This is a genomic window from Limosilactobacillus avium (genome assembly GCF_947381485.1).
Taxonomy (GTDB): Bacteria; Bacillota; Bacilli; order Lactobacillales; family Lactobacillaceae; genus Limosilactobacillus; species Limosilactobacillus avium.
Genome location: NZ_CANCWN010000023.1, coordinates 19,589 through 35,714, shown reverse-complemented (window position 1 = coordinate 35,714; position 16,126 = coordinate 19,589). Strand labels below are relative to the sequence as shown.

15 protein-coding genes and 1 pseudogene are annotated in these 16,126 nt (G+C 48.3%); 3 read left to right on the top strand and 13 right to left on the bottom strand.

The window, feature by feature from the left end; genetic code table 11:
- Positions 1-330: 330 nt before the first annotated feature.
- Positions 331-1,629, bottom strand: coding sequence for a serine--tRNA ligase (serS, locus tag QOS01_RS07835; protein WP_283621849.1), 1,299 nt, complete (start codon positions 1,627-1,629; stop codon positions 331-333).
- A gap of 446 nt (positions 1,630-2,075) precedes the next feature.
- On the opposite strand from serS, the gene QOS01_RS07830 reads away from it, so the two are divergent.
- The gene (locus tag QOS01_RS07830) at positions 2,076-2,201 is read left to right on the top strand and encodes a hypothetical protein (RefSeq protein WP_261313201.1); all 126 of its coding nucleotides are present in this window, start codon (positions 2,076-2,078) and stop codon (positions 2,199-2,201) included.
- A 124-nt stretch (positions 2,202-2,325) separates the two neighbouring features.
- Here QOS01_RS07830 and gltX read toward each other — a convergent pair whose 3' ends face one another.
- The 3 genes and pseudogenes from gltX to miaA form a co-directional block, all read right to left on the bottom strand.
- Entirely contained in the window at positions 2,326-3,825 is a 1,500-nt protein-coding gene (gene gltX / locus QOS01_RS07825) for a glutamate--tRNA ligase (RefSeq protein ID WP_283621848.1), read from the bottom strand.
- A 163-nt stretch (positions 3,826-3,988) separates the two neighbouring features.
- Positions 3,989-5,332, bottom strand: a pseudogene (gene glnA / locus QOS01_RS07820) (type I glutamate--ammonia ligase).
- A 206-nt stretch (positions 5,333-5,538) separates the two neighbouring features.
- Complete coding sequence (miaA, locus tag QOS01_RS07815) at positions 5,539-6,462, bottom strand: tRNA (adenosine(37)-N6)-dimethylallyltransferase MiaA (protein WP_283621847.1); 924 nt, start codon at positions 6,460-6,462, stop codon at positions 5,539-5,541.
- 108 nt (positions 6,463-6,570) lie between these two features.
- Here miaA and QOS01_RS07810 point away from each other — a divergent pair, with 108 nt between their 5' ends.
- On the top strand, positions 6,571-6,747 hold the full coding sequence (locus QOS01_RS07810) for a DUF3042 family protein (RefSeq protein WP_047768842.1): 177 nt from the start codon (positions 6,571-6,573) through the stop codon (positions 6,745-6,747).
- Between the two features lie 87 nt (positions 6,748-6,834).
- Here the strand turns inward: QOS01_RS07810 and QOS01_RS07805 are convergent, their stop codons facing one another.
- The 8 genes from QOS01_RS07805 to QOS01_RS07770 all read right to left on the bottom strand — a co-directional run bounded on the left by QOS01_RS07805 (position 6,835) and on the right by QOS01_RS07770 (position 12,618).
- Positions 6,835-7,248: a rhodanese-like domain-containing protein gene (locus tag QOS01_RS07805; RefSeq protein WP_047768840.1), complete on the bottom strand. Its 414-nt coding sequence runs from the start codon at positions 7,246-7,248 to the stop codon at positions 6,835-6,837.
- 22 nt (positions 7,249-7,270) lie between these two features.
- A complete protein-coding gene (locus QOS01_RS07800) occupies positions 7,271-8,242 on the bottom strand; it encodes an ROK family glucokinase (protein ID WP_283621846.1) in 972 nt (323 codons plus the stop codon).
- Between the two features lie 25 nt (positions 8,243-8,267).
- Positions 8,268-8,504, bottom strand: a complete 237-nt coding sequence (locus tag QOS01_RS07795) for a YqgQ family protein (protein ID WP_283621845.1) — start codon at positions 8,502-8,504, stop codon at positions 8,268-8,270.
- A 4-nt stretch (positions 8,505-8,508) separates the two neighbouring features.
- Positions 8,509-9,168 carry a rhomboid family intramembrane serine protease gene (locus tag QOS01_RS07790; RefSeq protein WP_283621844.1) on the bottom strand — a complete coding sequence of 220 codons (660 nt, stop codon included), beginning with the start codon at positions 9,166-9,168 and terminating at the stop codon, positions 8,509-8,511.
- A gap of 3 nt (positions 9,169-9,171) precedes the next feature.
- A complete protein-coding gene (locus QOS01_RS07785) occupies positions 9,172-9,726 on the bottom strand; it encodes a 5-formyltetrahydrofolate cyclo-ligase (RefSeq protein ID WP_283621843.1) in 555 nt (184 codons plus the stop codon).
- Between the two features lie 118 nt (positions 9,727-9,844).
- Complete coding sequence (locus QOS01_RS07780) at positions 9,845-10,174, bottom strand: PTS lactose/cellobiose transporter subunit IIA (RefSeq protein ID WP_283621842.1); 330 nt, start codon at positions 10,172-10,174, stop codon at positions 9,845-9,847.
- Between the two features lie 80 nt (positions 10,175-10,254).
- Entirely contained in the window at positions 10,255-10,404 is a 150-nt protein-coding gene (gene rpmG, locus QOS01_RS07775) for a 50S ribosomal protein L33 (protein ID WP_047768829.1), read from the bottom strand.
- Between the two features lie 138 nt (positions 10,405-10,542).
- On the bottom strand, positions 10,543-12,618 hold the full coding sequence (locus QOS01_RS07770) for a peptidoglycan D,D-transpeptidase FtsI family protein (protein ID WP_408612487.1): 2,076 nt from the start codon (positions 12,616-12,618) through the stop codon (positions 10,543-10,545).
- A 241-nt stretch (positions 12,619-12,859) separates the two neighbouring features.
- Here QOS01_RS07770 and QOS01_RS07765 point away from each other — a divergent pair, with 241 nt between their 5' ends.
- Entirely contained in the window at positions 12,860-15,460 is a 2,601-nt protein-coding gene (locus QOS01_RS07765; RefSeq protein WP_283621840.1) for a YfhO family protein, read from the top strand.
- Between the two features lie 121 nt (positions 15,461-15,581).
- Here the strand turns inward: QOS01_RS07765 and QOS01_RS07760 are convergent, their stop codons facing one another.
- Positions 15,582-15,962 carry a HesB/YadR/YfhF family protein gene (locus QOS01_RS07760; protein WP_283621839.1) on the bottom strand — a complete coding sequence of 127 codons (381 nt, stop codon included), beginning with the start codon at positions 15,960-15,962 and terminating at the stop codon, positions 15,582-15,584.
- Between the last annotated feature and the right edge of the window lie 164 nt (positions 15,963-16,126).

Below are 16,126 nucleotides of genomic sequence, written 5' to 3'. Positions count from 1 at the left end.
TTTTTGATTAAATCAAAAATCATAGTTCGCATTTTCTTAGTTAGAAGCTAGAAAATAATAGTTAATTCCCAGCCTCCTCTTTTTTGTTATGTGTAACAAAAGAAGCTGGGAAAAAAGCGTCAGAGTGCTCCGTATGGCTAGTATAGGACGATTGTTGGCACGGTACGGGCCAATGATCGTCCGTAACTAGACACTAGGAGCACGCTTTTTTCCGCGATTACTGTATAATATTCGGAGAACTACAAGAGGCTGGGAGAAAACAAAGGTTTTCTCCCAGCTTCTTTGAGGTATTAGCAGCAATGTAAAGTCAACTGACACTACTTAACCAAATTACTTGTTACGGAATGGAACGGCATTTTCCTTGGTGATCTTAGTAATGCCGTGCATGTATGGTACTAAGACATCTGGAATAGTAACGGAGCCGTCTTCGTTTTGGTAGTTTTCAAGGATGGCAGCAACTGTCCGACCAACAGCCAGACCAGAACCATTCAAGGTGTGAACGTAACGAAGGTTTCCATCTTCATCACGGTACTGGGTGTGCATCCGCCGTGCTTGGAAGTCCAGGCAGTTCGAACAACTGGATACTTCACGGTACTTGTTTTGAGCTGGCATCCACATTTCAATATCGTGGGTCATCGATGCGGTGAAACTCATGTCACTAGTGGTCAAGGTGATAACGTGGTAAGGAATATTCAACTTCTTCAGAATGTTTTCACCATTGGCGGTCATCTTTTCCAGTTCGTCCCAAGAATCTTCTGGACGGGTGTACTTAACCATTTCAACCTTGTTGAATTGGTGCATCCGAATCAAACCACGGGTGTCACGACCAGCAGCCCCGGCTTCAGAACGGTAACATGGAGTTAAAGCAGTTACGTAAACTGGCAGTAATTCGGCTGGAATAACTTCACCAGAGAAGTAGTTAGTCAACGGAACTTCGGCAGTTGGAATCAAGGTCATGTCTTCACCGTTTACCCGGTAAACAGAGTTCCGGAACTTTGGATATTGACCGGTCCCGTACATAGCAGAAGCCTTAACAATGTAAGGTGGCAATACTTCTGTGTAACCGTCCTTGCGGTGTTCATCAAGCATGAAGTTGTAAACCGCCCGTTCCAGTTGAGCACCTAAACCAAGGTAGTAAACAAACCGTGCACCAGATACCTTGTGAGCCCGGTCAAAGTCTAAGATACCGAGGTTTTCACCAATGTCCCAGTGGTGCTTAGGTTCAAAGTCAAACTTACGAATCTTACCAACCTTCCGTAATTCAACGGAACCTTCTTCGGTCAAACTTACTGGAACCTCATCCTTTGGAATGTTTGGCAGGCGCGACATCTTATCGTGGAACTCTTCTTCATTGGCGTTAACTTTTTCATCCAGTTCCTTAATGTCAGCGTTGATTACCCGAACCTTCTTAACGGCTTCATCGGCATCTTCACCATTCTTCTTGGCTTCACCAATCTTGTCAGAGGCGGTGTTACGTTCAGCCCGCAGGCTTTCACTTTGCTTCAATAATTCACGACGGGTAGCATCTAATTCCAGAACTTCATCAATTTCTTCGGCCTTAACACCACGGGTTGCTAACTTTTGCTTGAAAAAGTCTGGGTCTTTACGAATCTTCTTGATATCTAGCATAACAAAATCCTCCTAACAAAAAGAGCCATTTTCATCCTCAATAAATTTTGGGACGAAATGGCTCATGTTCCGCGGTACCACCCAAGTTTAACAAAGTAAATTGTTACACTCTTGATAGATAACGGCTACCCACCGTGCGGCATTGCCCGCCCACATATATAAGCACCGGAGTTTCGGCCAATGACTTGCACCACCCGTCATCTCTCTGAATGGCCTACTTGAAATGCTTTCGTGTTTCCTTTTACGATTCTTATTGTAGCACGCCGCAATGAGAAAGCAATAACAAAACAAGAAAAAATTATTATTTTTGGGCTGGGAGAAAAATTTCTCTCACCCTACCCAAAAGAGAAATTTGCTTTTATTTTTTACTGCACTATAATAATAGTTACAGGTATCTTTAGTACCTGTTGTTTATGGAGCGTTTCGAAAAGAGGCGAAGTTGACTTATGGCACTAAGTAAGCAAGAACGTAAGGAAATGGCTCGTAAGGCCATGGAAAAGCGTGGAAACAAGAAGCCTGATGGCTCTGGTTTCGCAAAGCTCGATGAAGAAGCCAAGAAACTGAGTGAATAAGCTTTTTGAAGCAATCCGAATTAATTAAAGCGACTGATTTTTCAGCCGCTTTTCATTTTTAAAACAAAAGAACCGCCGGTCGCACTGAAAACGTGCCCGGCGGTTCTACTTATATAATTTTAATTTAGAAAGCGTCAATCATCCGGTCCAGCAACTTGATATCAGTTTCTTTCGGGTAAATTGCCATGATTTCGTAAATTTGTGGTGCGGAGGTTGCCCCCGTAAAGGCCAGGTTCAATGGGAAGTACAGGTTCCGGCCCTTAACACCAGTCTCCTTACCAACTTCCTTAATTGCCTGACTGTAGTCAAGGTCATCGCCACCGTTAACCAACTTATCCTTCAAGCCCTTCAAGACTGCCAGAACATCGTCGTTAGCGAAATCATCATTGGCAACAATTGGGTCGTAGTTGAAGTGTTGGTCCAAGACGGTGTAGTAATCCCAAGCATAGGCCATGACTTCCAGGAGCTTATCAACATCACGTTGGTGGACGTGAATGGTCTTCTTCAGGATATCAAGGCATTGGTCCTCAGGGATGCTTTGCAGGCGTTTAGCTTCCTCAGTTTCCCCTTCCTTAACCAGTTCCATGGTCCGCTTAGCCAGTTCATCGACGTCCATCTTCTTGATGTACTGAGCATTCATCCAGTCCAGCTTCTTTTGGTCAAAGTAAGCTGGGGCCTTGGACATCCGCTTTGGGTCGTAAACCTTGATTAATTCATCCTTGGAGTAGATTTCCCGCTCACCAACTGGGGACCAGCCCAAGAAGGCGATGAAGTTAAAGATTGCTTCTGGCAGGTAACCGTGCTTCTTGTATTCGTTGATAAATTGCAGGGTATCCTTGTCCCGCTTACTGAGCTTCTTCCGGGTCTTCGGGTTGAAAATCAACGGAATGTGGCAGAATACGGGGTGTTCCCAGCCAAGAGCTTCGTAAATTGCCATCTGCTTAGGGGTGTTGGAAATGTGGTCAGCTCCCCGCAGAACATGGGTAATTTCCATTGAGTGGTCGTCAACAACAACGGCGAAGTTGTAGGTTGGCATCCCATCACTCTTTTCAATGATGAAGTCCCCACCCAGGTTGTCAGAGTTAAAGGAAACGTGGTCCCGGGCAATGTCATCCCATTCATATTCGTGGTCCTTTGGGAAGTGGAACCGAATGGTTGGCTTCAAGCCCTTGGCTTCAGCGGCCTTCTGTTCCTCTTCACTCTTACCGTACCAACGACCATCGTAGTGGGGAGCTTCGTTATTAGCGCGCTGACGTTCACGCATTTCCTGGAGTTCTTCTTCGGTGGTGTAGTCCTTGTAGGCGATTCCCTTGTCAAGAAGTTCTTGAATGTACTTGTGGTAAATTCCCTTCTTGTTCCGTTCACTTTGCCGGTAGGGAGCATACTTCGGGTTTGGCTTATCAGGACCTTCGTCCCAGTCAATCCCTAACCAGTCCAGGTTTTCCCGCTGGCTCTTTTCACCAGAAGCAACGTTACGCTTCGTGTCGGTATCTTCAATCCGCAGAACCATCGTTCCGTTAAAGTGGCGTGCGAACAAGTAGTTAAACAATGCTGATTGAGCATTTCCAATATGCAAGAAACCCGTTGGACTAGGTGCATACCGAACTCTGACCTTTTGATCCATTATTACGATTCTCCTTTAGTAACTAGTTAGCAACCCTAAAAAAGGCGCTAGTGCAACAAATACAATTTTATCTGAATGTGGCGATTTGTCAATGTACAGCACAAAAAAGAGCCGGTTTAACCGGCATCTTTATGTTAAATTATTTTCGCGGGTAAGCCCAACTTTAGTACTGGTCCATGTAGCGCTGCCGTTCCCAATCAGAAACATGTTGACGGTAGGCATCGTACTCACGGGTCTTAGCTTCCATGAAGCTGTGGTAGATGTGTTCACCCATCGAACCATTGATGACGTCGTCCTTAGCAAGGGACTTCAGGGCGTTGTGCAGGGTGTCCGGCAAGTTCCGGATGTCCTTTTCATCCCGTTCCGCACTGGTCATCTTGTAGATGTTTTCGTTAACCTCATGGATCGGTGGTAATTGGTTCCGTAAGCCGTCCAAACCAGCTTCCAGAACAGCCGCAATTGCCAAGTATGGGTTTGCCGATGGGTCAGCTGAACGTAATTCCAGCCGAGTCCCCATCCCCCGGTCACTTGGAATCCGGATCAGTGGTGACCGGTTGGAAGTTGACCATGCAACATAAACCGGTGCTTCATAGCCGGGAACTAAGCGCTTATAAGAGTTAACAATTGGGTTGCAGATTGCCGTGTAGCTCCGGGCGTGCTTCATCAGACCGCCAAGGAAGTGGTAAGCCGTTTCGGAAAGCTACTTTTCGTCATTTTCGTCGTAAAAGGCATTGTGGCCATCCTTATCAAACAAGGACATGTTCAGGTGCATACCAGAGCCGTTGATTCCTGACAGTGGCTTTGGCATGAAGGTTGCGTGGAGACCGTACTTCTTGGCAATGGTCTTGACAATCAGTTTGAAGGTCTGAATGTTATCAGCCGCTTCTAAGGCATCGGAATACTTAAAGTCAACCTCGTGTTGGCCAGGGGCAACTTCGTGGTGGGCCGCTTCAACATCAAAGCCCATCTTCTCCAGGGCCAGGACAATGTCACGCCGGCAGTCTTCACCAACATCAGCTGGTTCCATGTCGAAGTAGTTTTCTTTATCGTTAACGTTTGTGGTTGTGTTACCATCGGCATCCGTCTTGAAGAGGAAGAATTCTGGCTCAGGGCCAATGTTGAAGTCCTTAAAGCCCATCTTTCGCATGTCTTGAAGGACCCGCTTCAGGTTGTTCCGTGGGTCACCTTCAAATGGGGTCCCGTCCGTCATGTGGACACTGCAGATTACGCGGGCAACTTTACCGTGTTCTGCCCCCCATGGGAATACCAGCCAAGTGGACATATCTGGGTAAAGGTACATATCACTTTCCTCAATCCGGACGAAGCCGTCAATTGAAGAACCATCAAACATGATCTTGTTATCCATTAACTTATCAAGTTGGCTGACTGGTAAGTCAACGCTCTTGATTGTTCCCAGCAGGTCCGTAAACATCACCCGTAGGAACCGGATGTTTTCGTCTTTTACCATTGTGCGAACTTCGTCTTTGGTCAATTCTCGCTTTGCCATATAATTCATTCCCTTTCAATAACTCTAATAAACCAATGCCAGCAACCATCAGGACCGGTTGGGATAGACCAATCACCGGCCTAATGGTTCAAACGTGTATCAAGCTTACCTTCCTTAATACGGTTCTTAGAATACCAATCCCCCTGAAACAAGTCAATTTAATTCCGGAACTTTTAGTTAATTGTAACCAAATTTGTTCGTCAACTTTATTTTTTTAACCAGGTCTCCACAAAGGACTTAACATCTTGAATTGTGTCCCTGCCGCTAACCAGGTCGAACCAATGGACATCCATCTTGTTCCTGAACCAGGTCAACTGACGCTTGGCGTAGTGACGCGAATCTTTCTTTACCTTATCAATTGCGGTTGCCAACGAACACTCGCCGGCAAAGTAAGGGAACAGTTCATGGTAACCAATCCCCTTTCCGGCGGGGAGGCTGAGGCCGCCCTGGTCGTATAACCAGCGTGCTTCCTCAACAAGACCGTTTTGCACCATCTGGTCAACCCGGTCATTAATCCGCTGGTACAAGACGGCCCGGTCGGTGGTCAGGCCAACCAGGAGGAAGGCGGTCTCACTACCTAGCTGCGGTTGAGCAGAGAAGAGCTTGCCAGTCCGCTCCACTACCTCGATGGCCCGGATGATCCGCCGTCGGTTACCCACTGGGATGTTTTGGCTGGCCTGCGGGTCCACTTTTGCCAGGTGGTCCCAGATAAACTGGTTTCCTTTCTGGTCGGCGACAGCGTTCCAGTGGTCCCGAATTTGCTGGGAGCGGGCATCAAAATGGTCTCCACCAAGGGTCAAATTAGCCGTCAGGGTCTGGAGGTAAAAGCCAGTCCCCCCGGCAATGATGGGAAGGTGGTGACGACTGGCAATTTGCTCGATAAGTCTGCTGGCCGCCTCCTTAAATTGGGCCGCTGAGTACCGCTGGTCGACGTCGGCAATATCAATCAGGTGGTGGGGCACTCCCGCCATTTCTTCTCTAGTTACCTTAGCCGTTCCAATATCGAGGTGGCGGTAAATTTGCATTGAGTCTCCGGAAATGATCTCTCCTTGCTCGGCCTGGGCCAGTTTAATCGAGAGGGCGGTCTTTCCAACTGCTGTCGGCCCCACAATTGCAATTACTTTATTCATTCTTTAACTTCCTTATTAAAATAATAATTTTGGTGATTATGACTGGTAAATAACGCTTAAGTCGCTCATAATAGAGTTAAGTTACTGATAAAAAGGAGGAATTGCCTGATGAAACAATTAACAAAGGGATTTTTAATCGGAACTGCATCAACTTTGGCAGCGATTGTTAGTGGCGCCGTTGCCTTCCACAAGACGGTTATTAAGCCGGTTGAAGAAGAAGAGGTTAAGTTCGACGAAAACCGGCGGGCTGCTACCCGGAAGAACCGGTCCGCACACCAATTTTAATTCCTCAACATTTTAATAAAAAAGTGAGGCTGGAGAAAAACTCTCCAGCCCCTTTTTTATTCAGATATCACTTATCAGAAGCCGCCTTTAGTACTTCGACTTCTTCGTCTTACCGTCCCAAGCGCGGTAGCCGTCCCGGAGGATGTAGAGCTTCTTATAGCCGTGCTTGTACAAAAAGGCTGCCGCCTGGGTGCTGACCGACATACCAGCATCGTAGAGGTAAATTGGCAAATCAGGGCGCAATTCACCGTATTGCTGCCGTAGGTAAACATACGGCAAGCTCCGGGCGCCCAGAATGTGGCCCGCCTTAAAGTCGCTCTCGCTCCGCAGGTCAATCACTTGGGCCTTCCGGATGCCCTTTTGAAAATCTTCTTGGTCAAGAACCGTTGAGTAGCGCTTCCGCCGCCAAGCCTGGTAGCCCCACCCAATCAAGAAGGCCAGGATGATGACAATCAGGACCAGGTTAAACGTCAACAGTCCGTTACTAATAGCTAAAATCAAAGTTTAACGCTCCCTTGTGAAACTAGTTAACTGATTCAAACTGCCGAGCTAAGGATGCAGCACCGATAACACCGGCATCGTTCCCCAATTCTGCCAGCTTCAACTGGGTAGAAGTCCGAACTGTTGGGAAGGCAAACTTTTCAAAGTTCTTTTGAACCCGCTTCAACAGGAAGTCACCGGCAGCGGAAACCCCACCACCAATAACCAGGTATTCAGGGTTAAGGACGTTGGAAAGGTTGGCACATGCTAGGCCAAGGTAGTAAGTAACTTCGTCCACAACGGTGTTTGCCAGGTAGTCGTTATCCTTGGCCAAGTCAAAAACAATCTTTGAAGTAATCTCGTCACCGTTATCAATCATAGCCTTCAGGCGGCTGTTACCTTCGTATTCTTCTGCCTTGTCTTGGGCCACGTGAACAACCCCAGTTGCTGAAGCATATTGTTCCAGGCAACCGCGGTTACCACAAGTACAAAGGTAACCGTTAGGCTTAACAATCATGTGGCCAACTTCACCACCGGCACCGACGATTCCGTGAACCAGCTTACCGTTGGAGATCAATCCACCCCCAACACCAGTACCAAGGGTAATGAAGGCAACATCGTCACCTTCGTTACCAGCACCCTTCCAGCGTTCACCAAGAGCGGCCACGTTGGCATCGTTATCAAGGGCAAACTTCATACCGGTTCCTTCTTCGATTTGTTCCTTAACCTTTTGGGTAGTCTTCCAGTTAAGGTTGAAGGCCCCAACAACGGTCCCCTTGTCACGGTCAATGGTCCCGGGGGTTCCCATCCCAATACCAACGAATTGGTCGGGCGTCATCTTGTAAAGGTCCAGGTGGTGGTTAATGGAATCCACAATATCAGGAACAATGTGAGAACCATCGTCCAAGATGTTGGTCCGAATTGACCATTTCTGTTGAATTTCACCCTCCTGGGTTAAGATTGCAAACTTAATTGTTGTCCCACCAAGGTCAACACCAAATAACTTCTTTGCCATTATAATTTCCTCCTGGTTTATTAAATTAGTATAGGCGCCCAGACTTTTCCCGGCGCTCTTCTTCACGATGCTCTTTTCTAAGAACAATCTTTGCTTTCATATACGTTGTCTTGTCGACGACCCCTGCTTCGTACAGGTGGTCTAACTCAATTGCCATTAGCTCGATATCGTACAATCGTTTGCCCACATACACAAAGACGTTAAACTCCTTCAGCAACTGCTGAACATCATATAACATCCGATATTCACGTGGTAAAGCCATCCTATCAGCTCACTTTAACAAATAAAACTAGTAACCCGAGAACTAAAACCACCGTGGCAAGCACCCGCTCCACAGAGTTCACGTGACCAAGACGGGGTGCGCCAACAGCATAACCGGCTAAAAAGCCCCCTATCAATCCTCCAAGGTGCCCCGCAAGGTCAATGCCGGGGACGAAAAGGTCCGTCACAATGTTTAAGACAACCAGAATCAAGAACTGGCGACCCAGTATCCGAATCGCTTGGTTTTCCCTAAAAGTGACGCCCAGCATAATAAAGGCACCAAAGAGGCCAAAAATCGCCGTACTTGCTCCCGCCGACAAGCCATTGGGAATCCAAAAGGCACTCAATAGGTTACCAGCAACGGCACTGACAAAGTAAATAACTAACATCCGCCAGTGGCCAAAGAGCTGCTCAATGTAGAGGCCAATAAAGTAAAGGGTAATACTGTTAATTAAGATATGGGCAAAACCGATGTGAACAAAGACGGGGGTGATTAGCCGCCACCACTGTCCAGCCTGAACGAGGGACGCGTTCAACGCCCCAAACTTTAGCAAGACAGCAGTTTTGGTCGAGCCCCCCATCACCGTCATCATTAAGAAGACGACGACCTGGATGGCAATCAGGCTTACCGTCACGGGATTTTTCTTCCAGTAGTTTGCCTGCATTCGCTATTTCTCCGCGAGGGTGATTACCCGGTCAACCTGCTGGTCATGCTCTTCTGGCGTCCACTCACCGTTCTCGGCTTCCTGGGTTGGCAACGCCAGTGACAGTGACTTACCCTGGTAATTTTTAAGGTAGCGATCATAGTAGCCACCACCAAAGCCCAGGCGGTGGCCATCCTTGGTGAATGCCACCCCGGGAACGATCATGAGGTCAATCTCGTCCGGGCCGTAAACACGTCCGTCGCTGGGTTCCAAAATACCAAATGTTGTCTCTTCAAAGGTCGTATTTTCTTTTAACTCGACAAACTCCATCTGCCGATGAGGCAAGGTCCGGGGAACAACTACCGTCCGTCCCTCATGCCGGGCATGAAGGATCAACGGGGCCGTATCAATCTCGAAGGACTGACTGAGGGTCAGCGCAATGACCTTTGCTCCCATCCATTCCGGCTGGTCGTACAGGATGGATGCCAACGCCTTTTCTTCATTAAGACGGGTATTAACATCCAGCTGCTGCAGCCGGGCAATATAAGCTTGACGCAGTTCGGCTTTTGAATACGTCATTATTCTACAATCTCCCCTTTATGCTAAATAAGATAAACGGTTTCAACAACTTATTATCACCGCTCACTGCGCTTTTTGCAAGCGTTATTTTATAACGGTTGTTGGGGGGTAAGTCCGTTTACTTGTCTTCAGCGAGGCGTTGGTAGAGACGAATAATTTCACCTGCCAAGTCAACATAGGTAATGGCCGTCATCAGGTGGTCCTGGGCGTGAACAATTAAGAGGGTTAATTCCACCTTTTTCCCTTGAGCCTCACTAGTCAGCATCTTAGTCTGCGTGTTATGGGCCGTGTTTAACGTTTCCTTAGCCTGGGCTAATTTCTGTTTAGCAGTTGCCAGGTCCCCATCATGAGCTGCTTCAATGGCCTCGTGGGCTGCTTTCTTAGCATCCCCGGCATTTAGCATTAGCTGCATTGCCTGCTGCAAGGCTGTGTTGTTTTCTTCTGACATTTTCTCTCCTCTTAAAACCAACTAACAATAAAAAATCCTGCTAACAGCGCAATGCTATCGGCAGGATAAAAGAAACTAAATTACTTAGTTTCACGGTGTAATGTCACCTTACGTTCCCGTGGGCAGTACTTGTTTAATTCAAGACGGTCGGGATTGTGACGACGGTTCTTACTGGTTAAGTAAGTCCGTTCATGGCATGAAGTACATTCAAGTGTAATGTTGACACGCATGAGTTGAAACCTCCAAACATATTTTTAATCTTTAATTGGTTATTTATCGTAACCCTAACTCTTACAACTATATCATTTATTAGTGGATTTGGCTAGGGGTTTGTTCAAGTTTGTTAAGGAAAAGTCCTTGACAGCCCCTTAATTTGTTCCATCGTTAGCGGTGCTGGAGCTGCGAACAATCTTCCAGTATGCCTGGAAGATCTGCTTAGCCATCGTGATATTGGCTTCACCATCATCATTCGTACATCCAGGGATTGCCAGAGCAACCACCACTTGCGGATTCTTGGATGGTGAGTATCCGGCAAAGCTCAAGGTCATTGTCTCGTGACCATCAGAAACGGTCTGGGCAGTACCGGTCTTCCCAGACACGGATGGCTTCATGCTAGACAGATTCTTAGCAGTAACGTAGGCGTTGGCCCCGTGCGTAACCAGGTAAAGCCCCTGGTGGACAATATCAAAGTATGACTTGGGCGCCGAGATGACCTGCTGAACTTGGGGTTGGGTAACGTATTGAATTGGTCCCAGCTCCCCGTTGCTCTTGGTCCCCCGAATTTCCTTAACCACATACGGCCGCATCCGGTTCCCACCGTTGGCAATTGTCGACATGTATTGGGCTAACTGAATCGTTGTGTAACCATCATAGTTCCCGTAAGCCAAGTCAAGCGCCGAACCGATGTGCTTTTCATCAGATGGCCCTTCGTAACCAGTTGTCTCACCAGGAAGGTCAATCCCCGTCTTTTGACCCAGGCCGAACATATTGAAGTACTTCCGTTCGATCTGGAAAATAGTTGGCTTCAGCGTCATCGGACCATCATCCGTATAGTGCATCTTTCCTTCCTTCATGATCACCTGCATCATGTAGGAGTTAGATGAAACTTCCAGGGCAGTTGGCGCGTCAACTGCCATGTCGGCACCCCCACCGTGGTTGAACCAGGAACTCTTTTGCGCAATTCCTTGAACCTTGATTGGCTTATCAGTCAGGGTGTTATTTGACGGGGTGATTACTCCCGACATCAGACCTCCCATGACCGTGGCCGGCTTAACAACCGACCCCATGGTAATTGGGTGGTTAATGGCGCCAATTTCGTCGACGGTCTGCTTACCAGTCTTAGTGTTACGGTCAATTCCCGCCATCGCTAAGACGGCCCCGGTGTTTGGATCCATAACAACAGCATAAACTCCAGGTGAGTAGCTATTCCCCGCTGCGGAGTAATTTTGCTGTAGGATCTGTTGAACCCGCTTTTGCAACTGAGCATTGATTGTCAGGACCAGGTTGTCACCCTTCTTACCACGGTACTTAACAACTTCCTTGGTGACGTTGTTGCCACCGTTTGTGGTGACCTGGGTTTGGGACTTGGACCCTGCCAGAGTGGCCTGGTATTCCTTTTCGAGATAACTCTGCCCCACACTATCGTTTCGGGAATACCCCTGTGACAGTAAGGAGTTAACCTCATCACTCGGCAACCCAGTCGTCGAAACGCTCCCGGTAAAGGACTGGAAGTTCTTCCCCTGCGGATAATTTCGCGTCCAGGCGGTTCCAATTTTAACCCCCGGCATCTCGCCAAGGTGTTCACCAACCTGAGCCAGTTCCTTAGCGGTAACACCCGTTTCCTTGATATAGGTTGTGGAAAGGGAGTAGGCCCCGCTCATTGCCGCATAAATCCGGGCATTGTTCTTTTGCTGCTTCGTCAGGTGCCAAGCAGATGGGTGGGCACTCAGGTACTTCAGAGCCTTGTTGTACTTATTATCGTCAGAGTCACTGTCTGAAGTCTTAACGTGCTTTAGGACCTGCTTTAACCGGCCCTTATCAGCGAGGAAGTAATCCTCTTCGTTCCGGTCCGTCAACCGCGAATTCTTATTGGAGACCGACACGTATTTGCCGAGGCGGTTAGCAATCTTATAGAGGTCTGCTGAAGTCACATCCGGCCCCTTAGTGTAGGTTATCGCCTGGTGGGTCTGGTTACCGACCAACACCTTCCCCCGGGAGTCGTAGATCATCCCCCGCTGGACGTTGTTAGTCTGGATGGAAGTATCAGACCGTTTGACCTCAGCTTTGTATGCCGTCCCGTTGAGCACCTGGAGGTAAAACAGGCGGGCAGCAAGGGCCAGTAACAGAATTCCGACAACCCACAACAAGAAGTTTAACCGAAACGGGATAATCGACTGAGCATTCCGCTTTTTATTATTACTTCGTGAACCAAATAGGTTCTTCATTCGATCAAAAATTTTCACCGGATCAAATTCTCCTTCATTGTAGTGAATACTATTTTAACAAATTTTGTTATTTTGCGCAGGCAAACGCCACTACTAACACAAGAATAATACTCTTTATTTGGTAAAATTTGAACTACTTCCCTTCAGATTTACCTAAATTTAACTTCCGTCGATATTTAAACACATTTTTCGTTATATAATGTGACCTACGTGTAAAAAATGACTAAAAGGGGAATTTGTTGTGTTACAAACGTCAAAGATAAGTAAACGATCCATCGTTCTGTGGGGAAGCTTCCTACTGCCCGTTTTGATCATGGGTAGTTACTTTGCCTACCGCCAAATGGCACCCTTTGGTGGTAGCAGCCTCTTAACTGTCGACCTGGGGCAACAGTATATCGACTTCTTTTCCTACTTTCGTAATAGTCTTCTCCACCACCCGTCCTCTTTAATCTATTCGTTTAGCAAGGGCCTGGGCGGTGAAATGTGGGCGACCAACGCCTACTACCTTTTCAGTCCCCTCAACCTGATTTTACTGGCGTTTCCCGGTAAATTTTTGACCAGCGGGATAATGGTCATCCTCCTTCTCCGTTACGGTTTGGCGGGGCTTTCCTTTGCCTGGTTGATTGACAAGACTGGCTGGCAACGTGGCCCACGGATCTGGGCATTTAGCACTGCTTATGCACTAAACGGCTGGATGATTGCCAACCAGTTAAACATGATCTGGTTGGATGTCTTGGTGATCCTTCCCCTGATTATCTGGGGGTTGTTTAAACTAATCCACCAAGGGCAGGTCGGCACCTACATTGCCTGGTTGGCGGTAATGATGGTCGACAACTATTACATGGCCTGGATGGTCTGCCTGTTCACCCTCTTGATTATCATCTGGCAACTCCCGGTCCTGGACAGTTGGAAGACCCGGGGAATGGCCTTCCTCCGCTATGCCTGGTCCTCACTACTTGCGGCCGGGATTGCCGCGGTCGTATTGCTGCCGACAATCTTTGCCCTCAGTCAAAGTAAGGGCACCTATACTGAGAACGTAATCAGGAGCCGGTTTGAGTACTTCCCGTTGAAGATGCTGGCAAAACTCGTTCCGGGTTCCTTCAACTTCGACCAGATGCCGAAGGGGCAGCCCAACATCTACATCGGTATGATCATGATCCTCGGTTTTGCCCTTTACTTCTTTAATACCCGCGTCAAGTGGACCCAGCGGATTGTCGCCGCGGGTGTGACCATCTTCTTCCTCCTGTCATTTTGCTACGAACCATTAGACCTTCTCTGGCATGCTGGGCAGTTTCCGGTCTGGTACCCCTACCGCTTCTCCTTTGTCTTCTGCTGCTGGTGCATCTTACTAGCAGCCCGCACCCTCCAGGTTGACTACCGGCCGGCCCCGTGGCAGGTCCTATGCCTCTCGGTGCTTACCGTTGCCATCTTTGCCTACACCGGGACCCTTAAGCTGTCATACATCAGTACCGACCAACGGATCATCGGGATTAGCTTTGCTGGAATCAGCCTGGTCTACCTCCTTTTGAACCGGCGAAACACTCCGGGATTGTATGACCTTCTTTTGATCTGCCTAGCCTGTTGCGATGTTGCCACCGCCGCCTTTACTAGCCTGAACAACATTGCCTACGTCTCCCAAAAAGAGTTTGCAACCTACACTAACCAGCTTGACCAGGCCAGCCAGAAAATTAGGCAGCACGACCAGGGCCTTTTCCGGGTGGCTAAAACTTTCACCCGGACCAAGGACGACCCCTTCCAGGCCGACTTCAACTCGGGTGACCACTTTGGTTCTACCCTAGAACCGGCCCTCCCGGACTTTATGGGAGCAATCGGTCAACCCGCCGGCGACGGCTTCGTCACTTACTCCAACGGGACCCAGGTCACCGATGCACTGCTGGGCTTTAAATACACGATGACCAAGAAGGACCCGTCAACCCCATTGATGCCACGCTCTGGCTACCGGCCAGACTGGAACGGACTGGCAACGAGTGCTTCTACCAGTAAGGTTAGGATCCAACGTAACCCGAATAGTCTGCCAATTGCCTTTGGGGCCAGCAACGAGATCCTTAGTCTCGCTCACACGACCCTGGACCCGGTCAATTACCAGTCCCAAATCATGCAGGCATTGGCGGGGCGGCCAATCAACCACTCCCTCTTTGCTGTCCAGAATTTTACCGCGGTCCGCTTTGAAAACGTTCAGTCAGCAAGGCAGATTACGGGCACAACATTCCGCCGCAAGGACTTCTTGAAACCGGCGGCCATCAAGCTGACCTTTAACCCACCAACCAATGATTCTTACTACCTGACCGTGGGGCCCGAGGCAGCTGACGACATCCGGCTGAGTGTTAACCGGAAGGCCTTTGCCCAGACAAAGAATTACCGGGATACCATCGTTATTAACCTCGCCCACCACCAGAAGGGCAAGCCGGTGACAATCACCATGCGTCTCAAGCACCAAGCTGCCTGGTTACAAAACGTCAGTGTCTACCGGCTAAACCAGCGGCCGTTTAACGCTAGTCTGAAGACGCTTAAGCAGTCACCGTTGAAGATCAGCCACTTCTCAAATGTTAGAATTAGTGGGACCGTCAACATCCATCGCGGTCAAAGCGTCCTGATGACCACGATTCCGGCAGCCAAGGGTTGGCATGTGCTCGTTGATGGTCAACCAACAACGAGCAGGACCGTCCTCGGTACCTTCATGGCTGTGCCGATGTCACCGGGCCACCACCAGGTAACGATATTCTACCGGCCACCATACCTGCTTGCCGGGGCGCTCATCAGCCTCGTCTGCCTAACCGGAACCATCATTATTGTTAAGCGCCAACAGTACACCACACGTTAAAATACTACAATACCATACACAAAGGGGACTCTAGCGTTCGGATTTTCCGACCACTAGAGTCCCCTTTATGCTTTCTAAATACTTGATTCACTTCGAACTATTTTTAGGTTATTTTAGATTCCTAATGTTGCGATGCACCGGTGGAAGCGTCCGGGTGTTCCTCATCTTCCTTACTAATCCCCGCAACGTCGGGCTGGTCCTCATTATTTTCGTGTTTAAAGTGGAAGACCGGACCATCAGTCTTTGCATTATAGTCAACCGTGGTGACCAGGCCCTTAAAGAACCACTCATCCAGGCCGTCAATGTGGTAGTTGATGCCATCCTTTACTTCCTCAAGGATAGGCTCAATTGGCTTGTCCTCACGATTGAAGGCCGGTGAAAAGCCGTGGTGAACTTCCGTAAAGCCATAGACCTTCCCGTAGAACTTGATCCCGTTGCCGTCCTGCAATCCTAGTTCGTTCTTGAACCACTTGCTCGCTTCATCCGTAATAATTAATTTCATGTAAACATCCCCTTATTATGCCATCACTAATGGTAGCACTTTCATACCATTAACCTTACCATGTTTAAGGCAAAATCCCAATCCTTTTGCCTAAATGTAAGGGAAAATCAAGGTATTGTATTAATCTTGAAAGAGCAGCAACAAGAAAAGGCCGCTAGCATTTG

Bases quoted from the DNA above. Each gene is read 5' to 3' on its own strand.
- serS (WP_283621849.1), bottom strand. From the start codon at position 1,629: ATGCTAGATATCAAGAAGATTCGTAAAGACCCAGACTTTTTCAAGCAA.
- QOS01_RS07830 (WP_261313201.1), top strand. From the start codon at position 2,076: ATGGCACTAAGTAAGCAAGAACGTAAGGAAATGGCTCGTAAGGCCATG.
- gltX (WP_283621848.1), bottom strand. From the start codon at position 3,825: ATGGATCAAAAGGTCAGAGTTCGGTATGCACCTAGTCCAACGGGTTTC.
- miaA (WP_283621847.1), bottom strand. From the start codon at position 6,462: ATGAATAAAGTAATTGCAATTGTGGGGCCGACAGCAGTTGGAAAGACC.
- QOS01_RS07810 (WP_047768842.1), top strand. From the start codon at position 6,571: ATGAAACAATTAACAAAGGGATTTTTAATCGGAACTGCATCAACTTTG.
- QOS01_RS07800 (WP_283621846.1), bottom strand. From the start codon at position 8,242: ATGGCAAAGAAGTTATTTGGTGTTGACCTTGGTGGGACAACAATTAAG.
- QOS01_RS07795 (WP_283621845.1), bottom strand. From the start codon at position 8,504: ATGGCTTTACCACGTGAATATCGGATGTTATATGATGTTCAGCAGTTG.
- QOS01_RS07790 (WP_283621844.1), bottom strand. From the start codon at position 9,168: ATGCAGGCAAACTACTGGAAGAAAAATCCCGTGACGGTAAGCCTGATT.
- QOS01_RS07785 (WP_283621843.1), bottom strand. From the start codon at position 9,726: ATGACGTATTCAAAAGCCGAACTGCGTCAAGCTTATATTGCCCGGCTG.
- QOS01_RS07780 (WP_283621842.1), bottom strand. From the start codon at position 10,174: ATGTCAGAAGAAAACAACACAGCCTTGCAGCAGGCAATGCAGCTAATG.
- rpmG (WP_047768829.1), bottom strand. From the start codon at position 10,404: ATGCGTGTCAACATTACACTTGAATGTACTTCATGCCATGAACGGACT.
- QOS01_RS07770 (WP_408612487.1), bottom strand. From the start codon at position 12,618: ATGAAGAACCTATTTGGTTCACGAAGTAATAATAAAAAGCGGAATGCT.
- QOS01_RS07760 (WP_283621839.1), bottom strand. From the start codon at position 15,962: ATGAAATTAATTATTACGGATGAAGCGAGCAAGTGGTTCAAGAACGAA.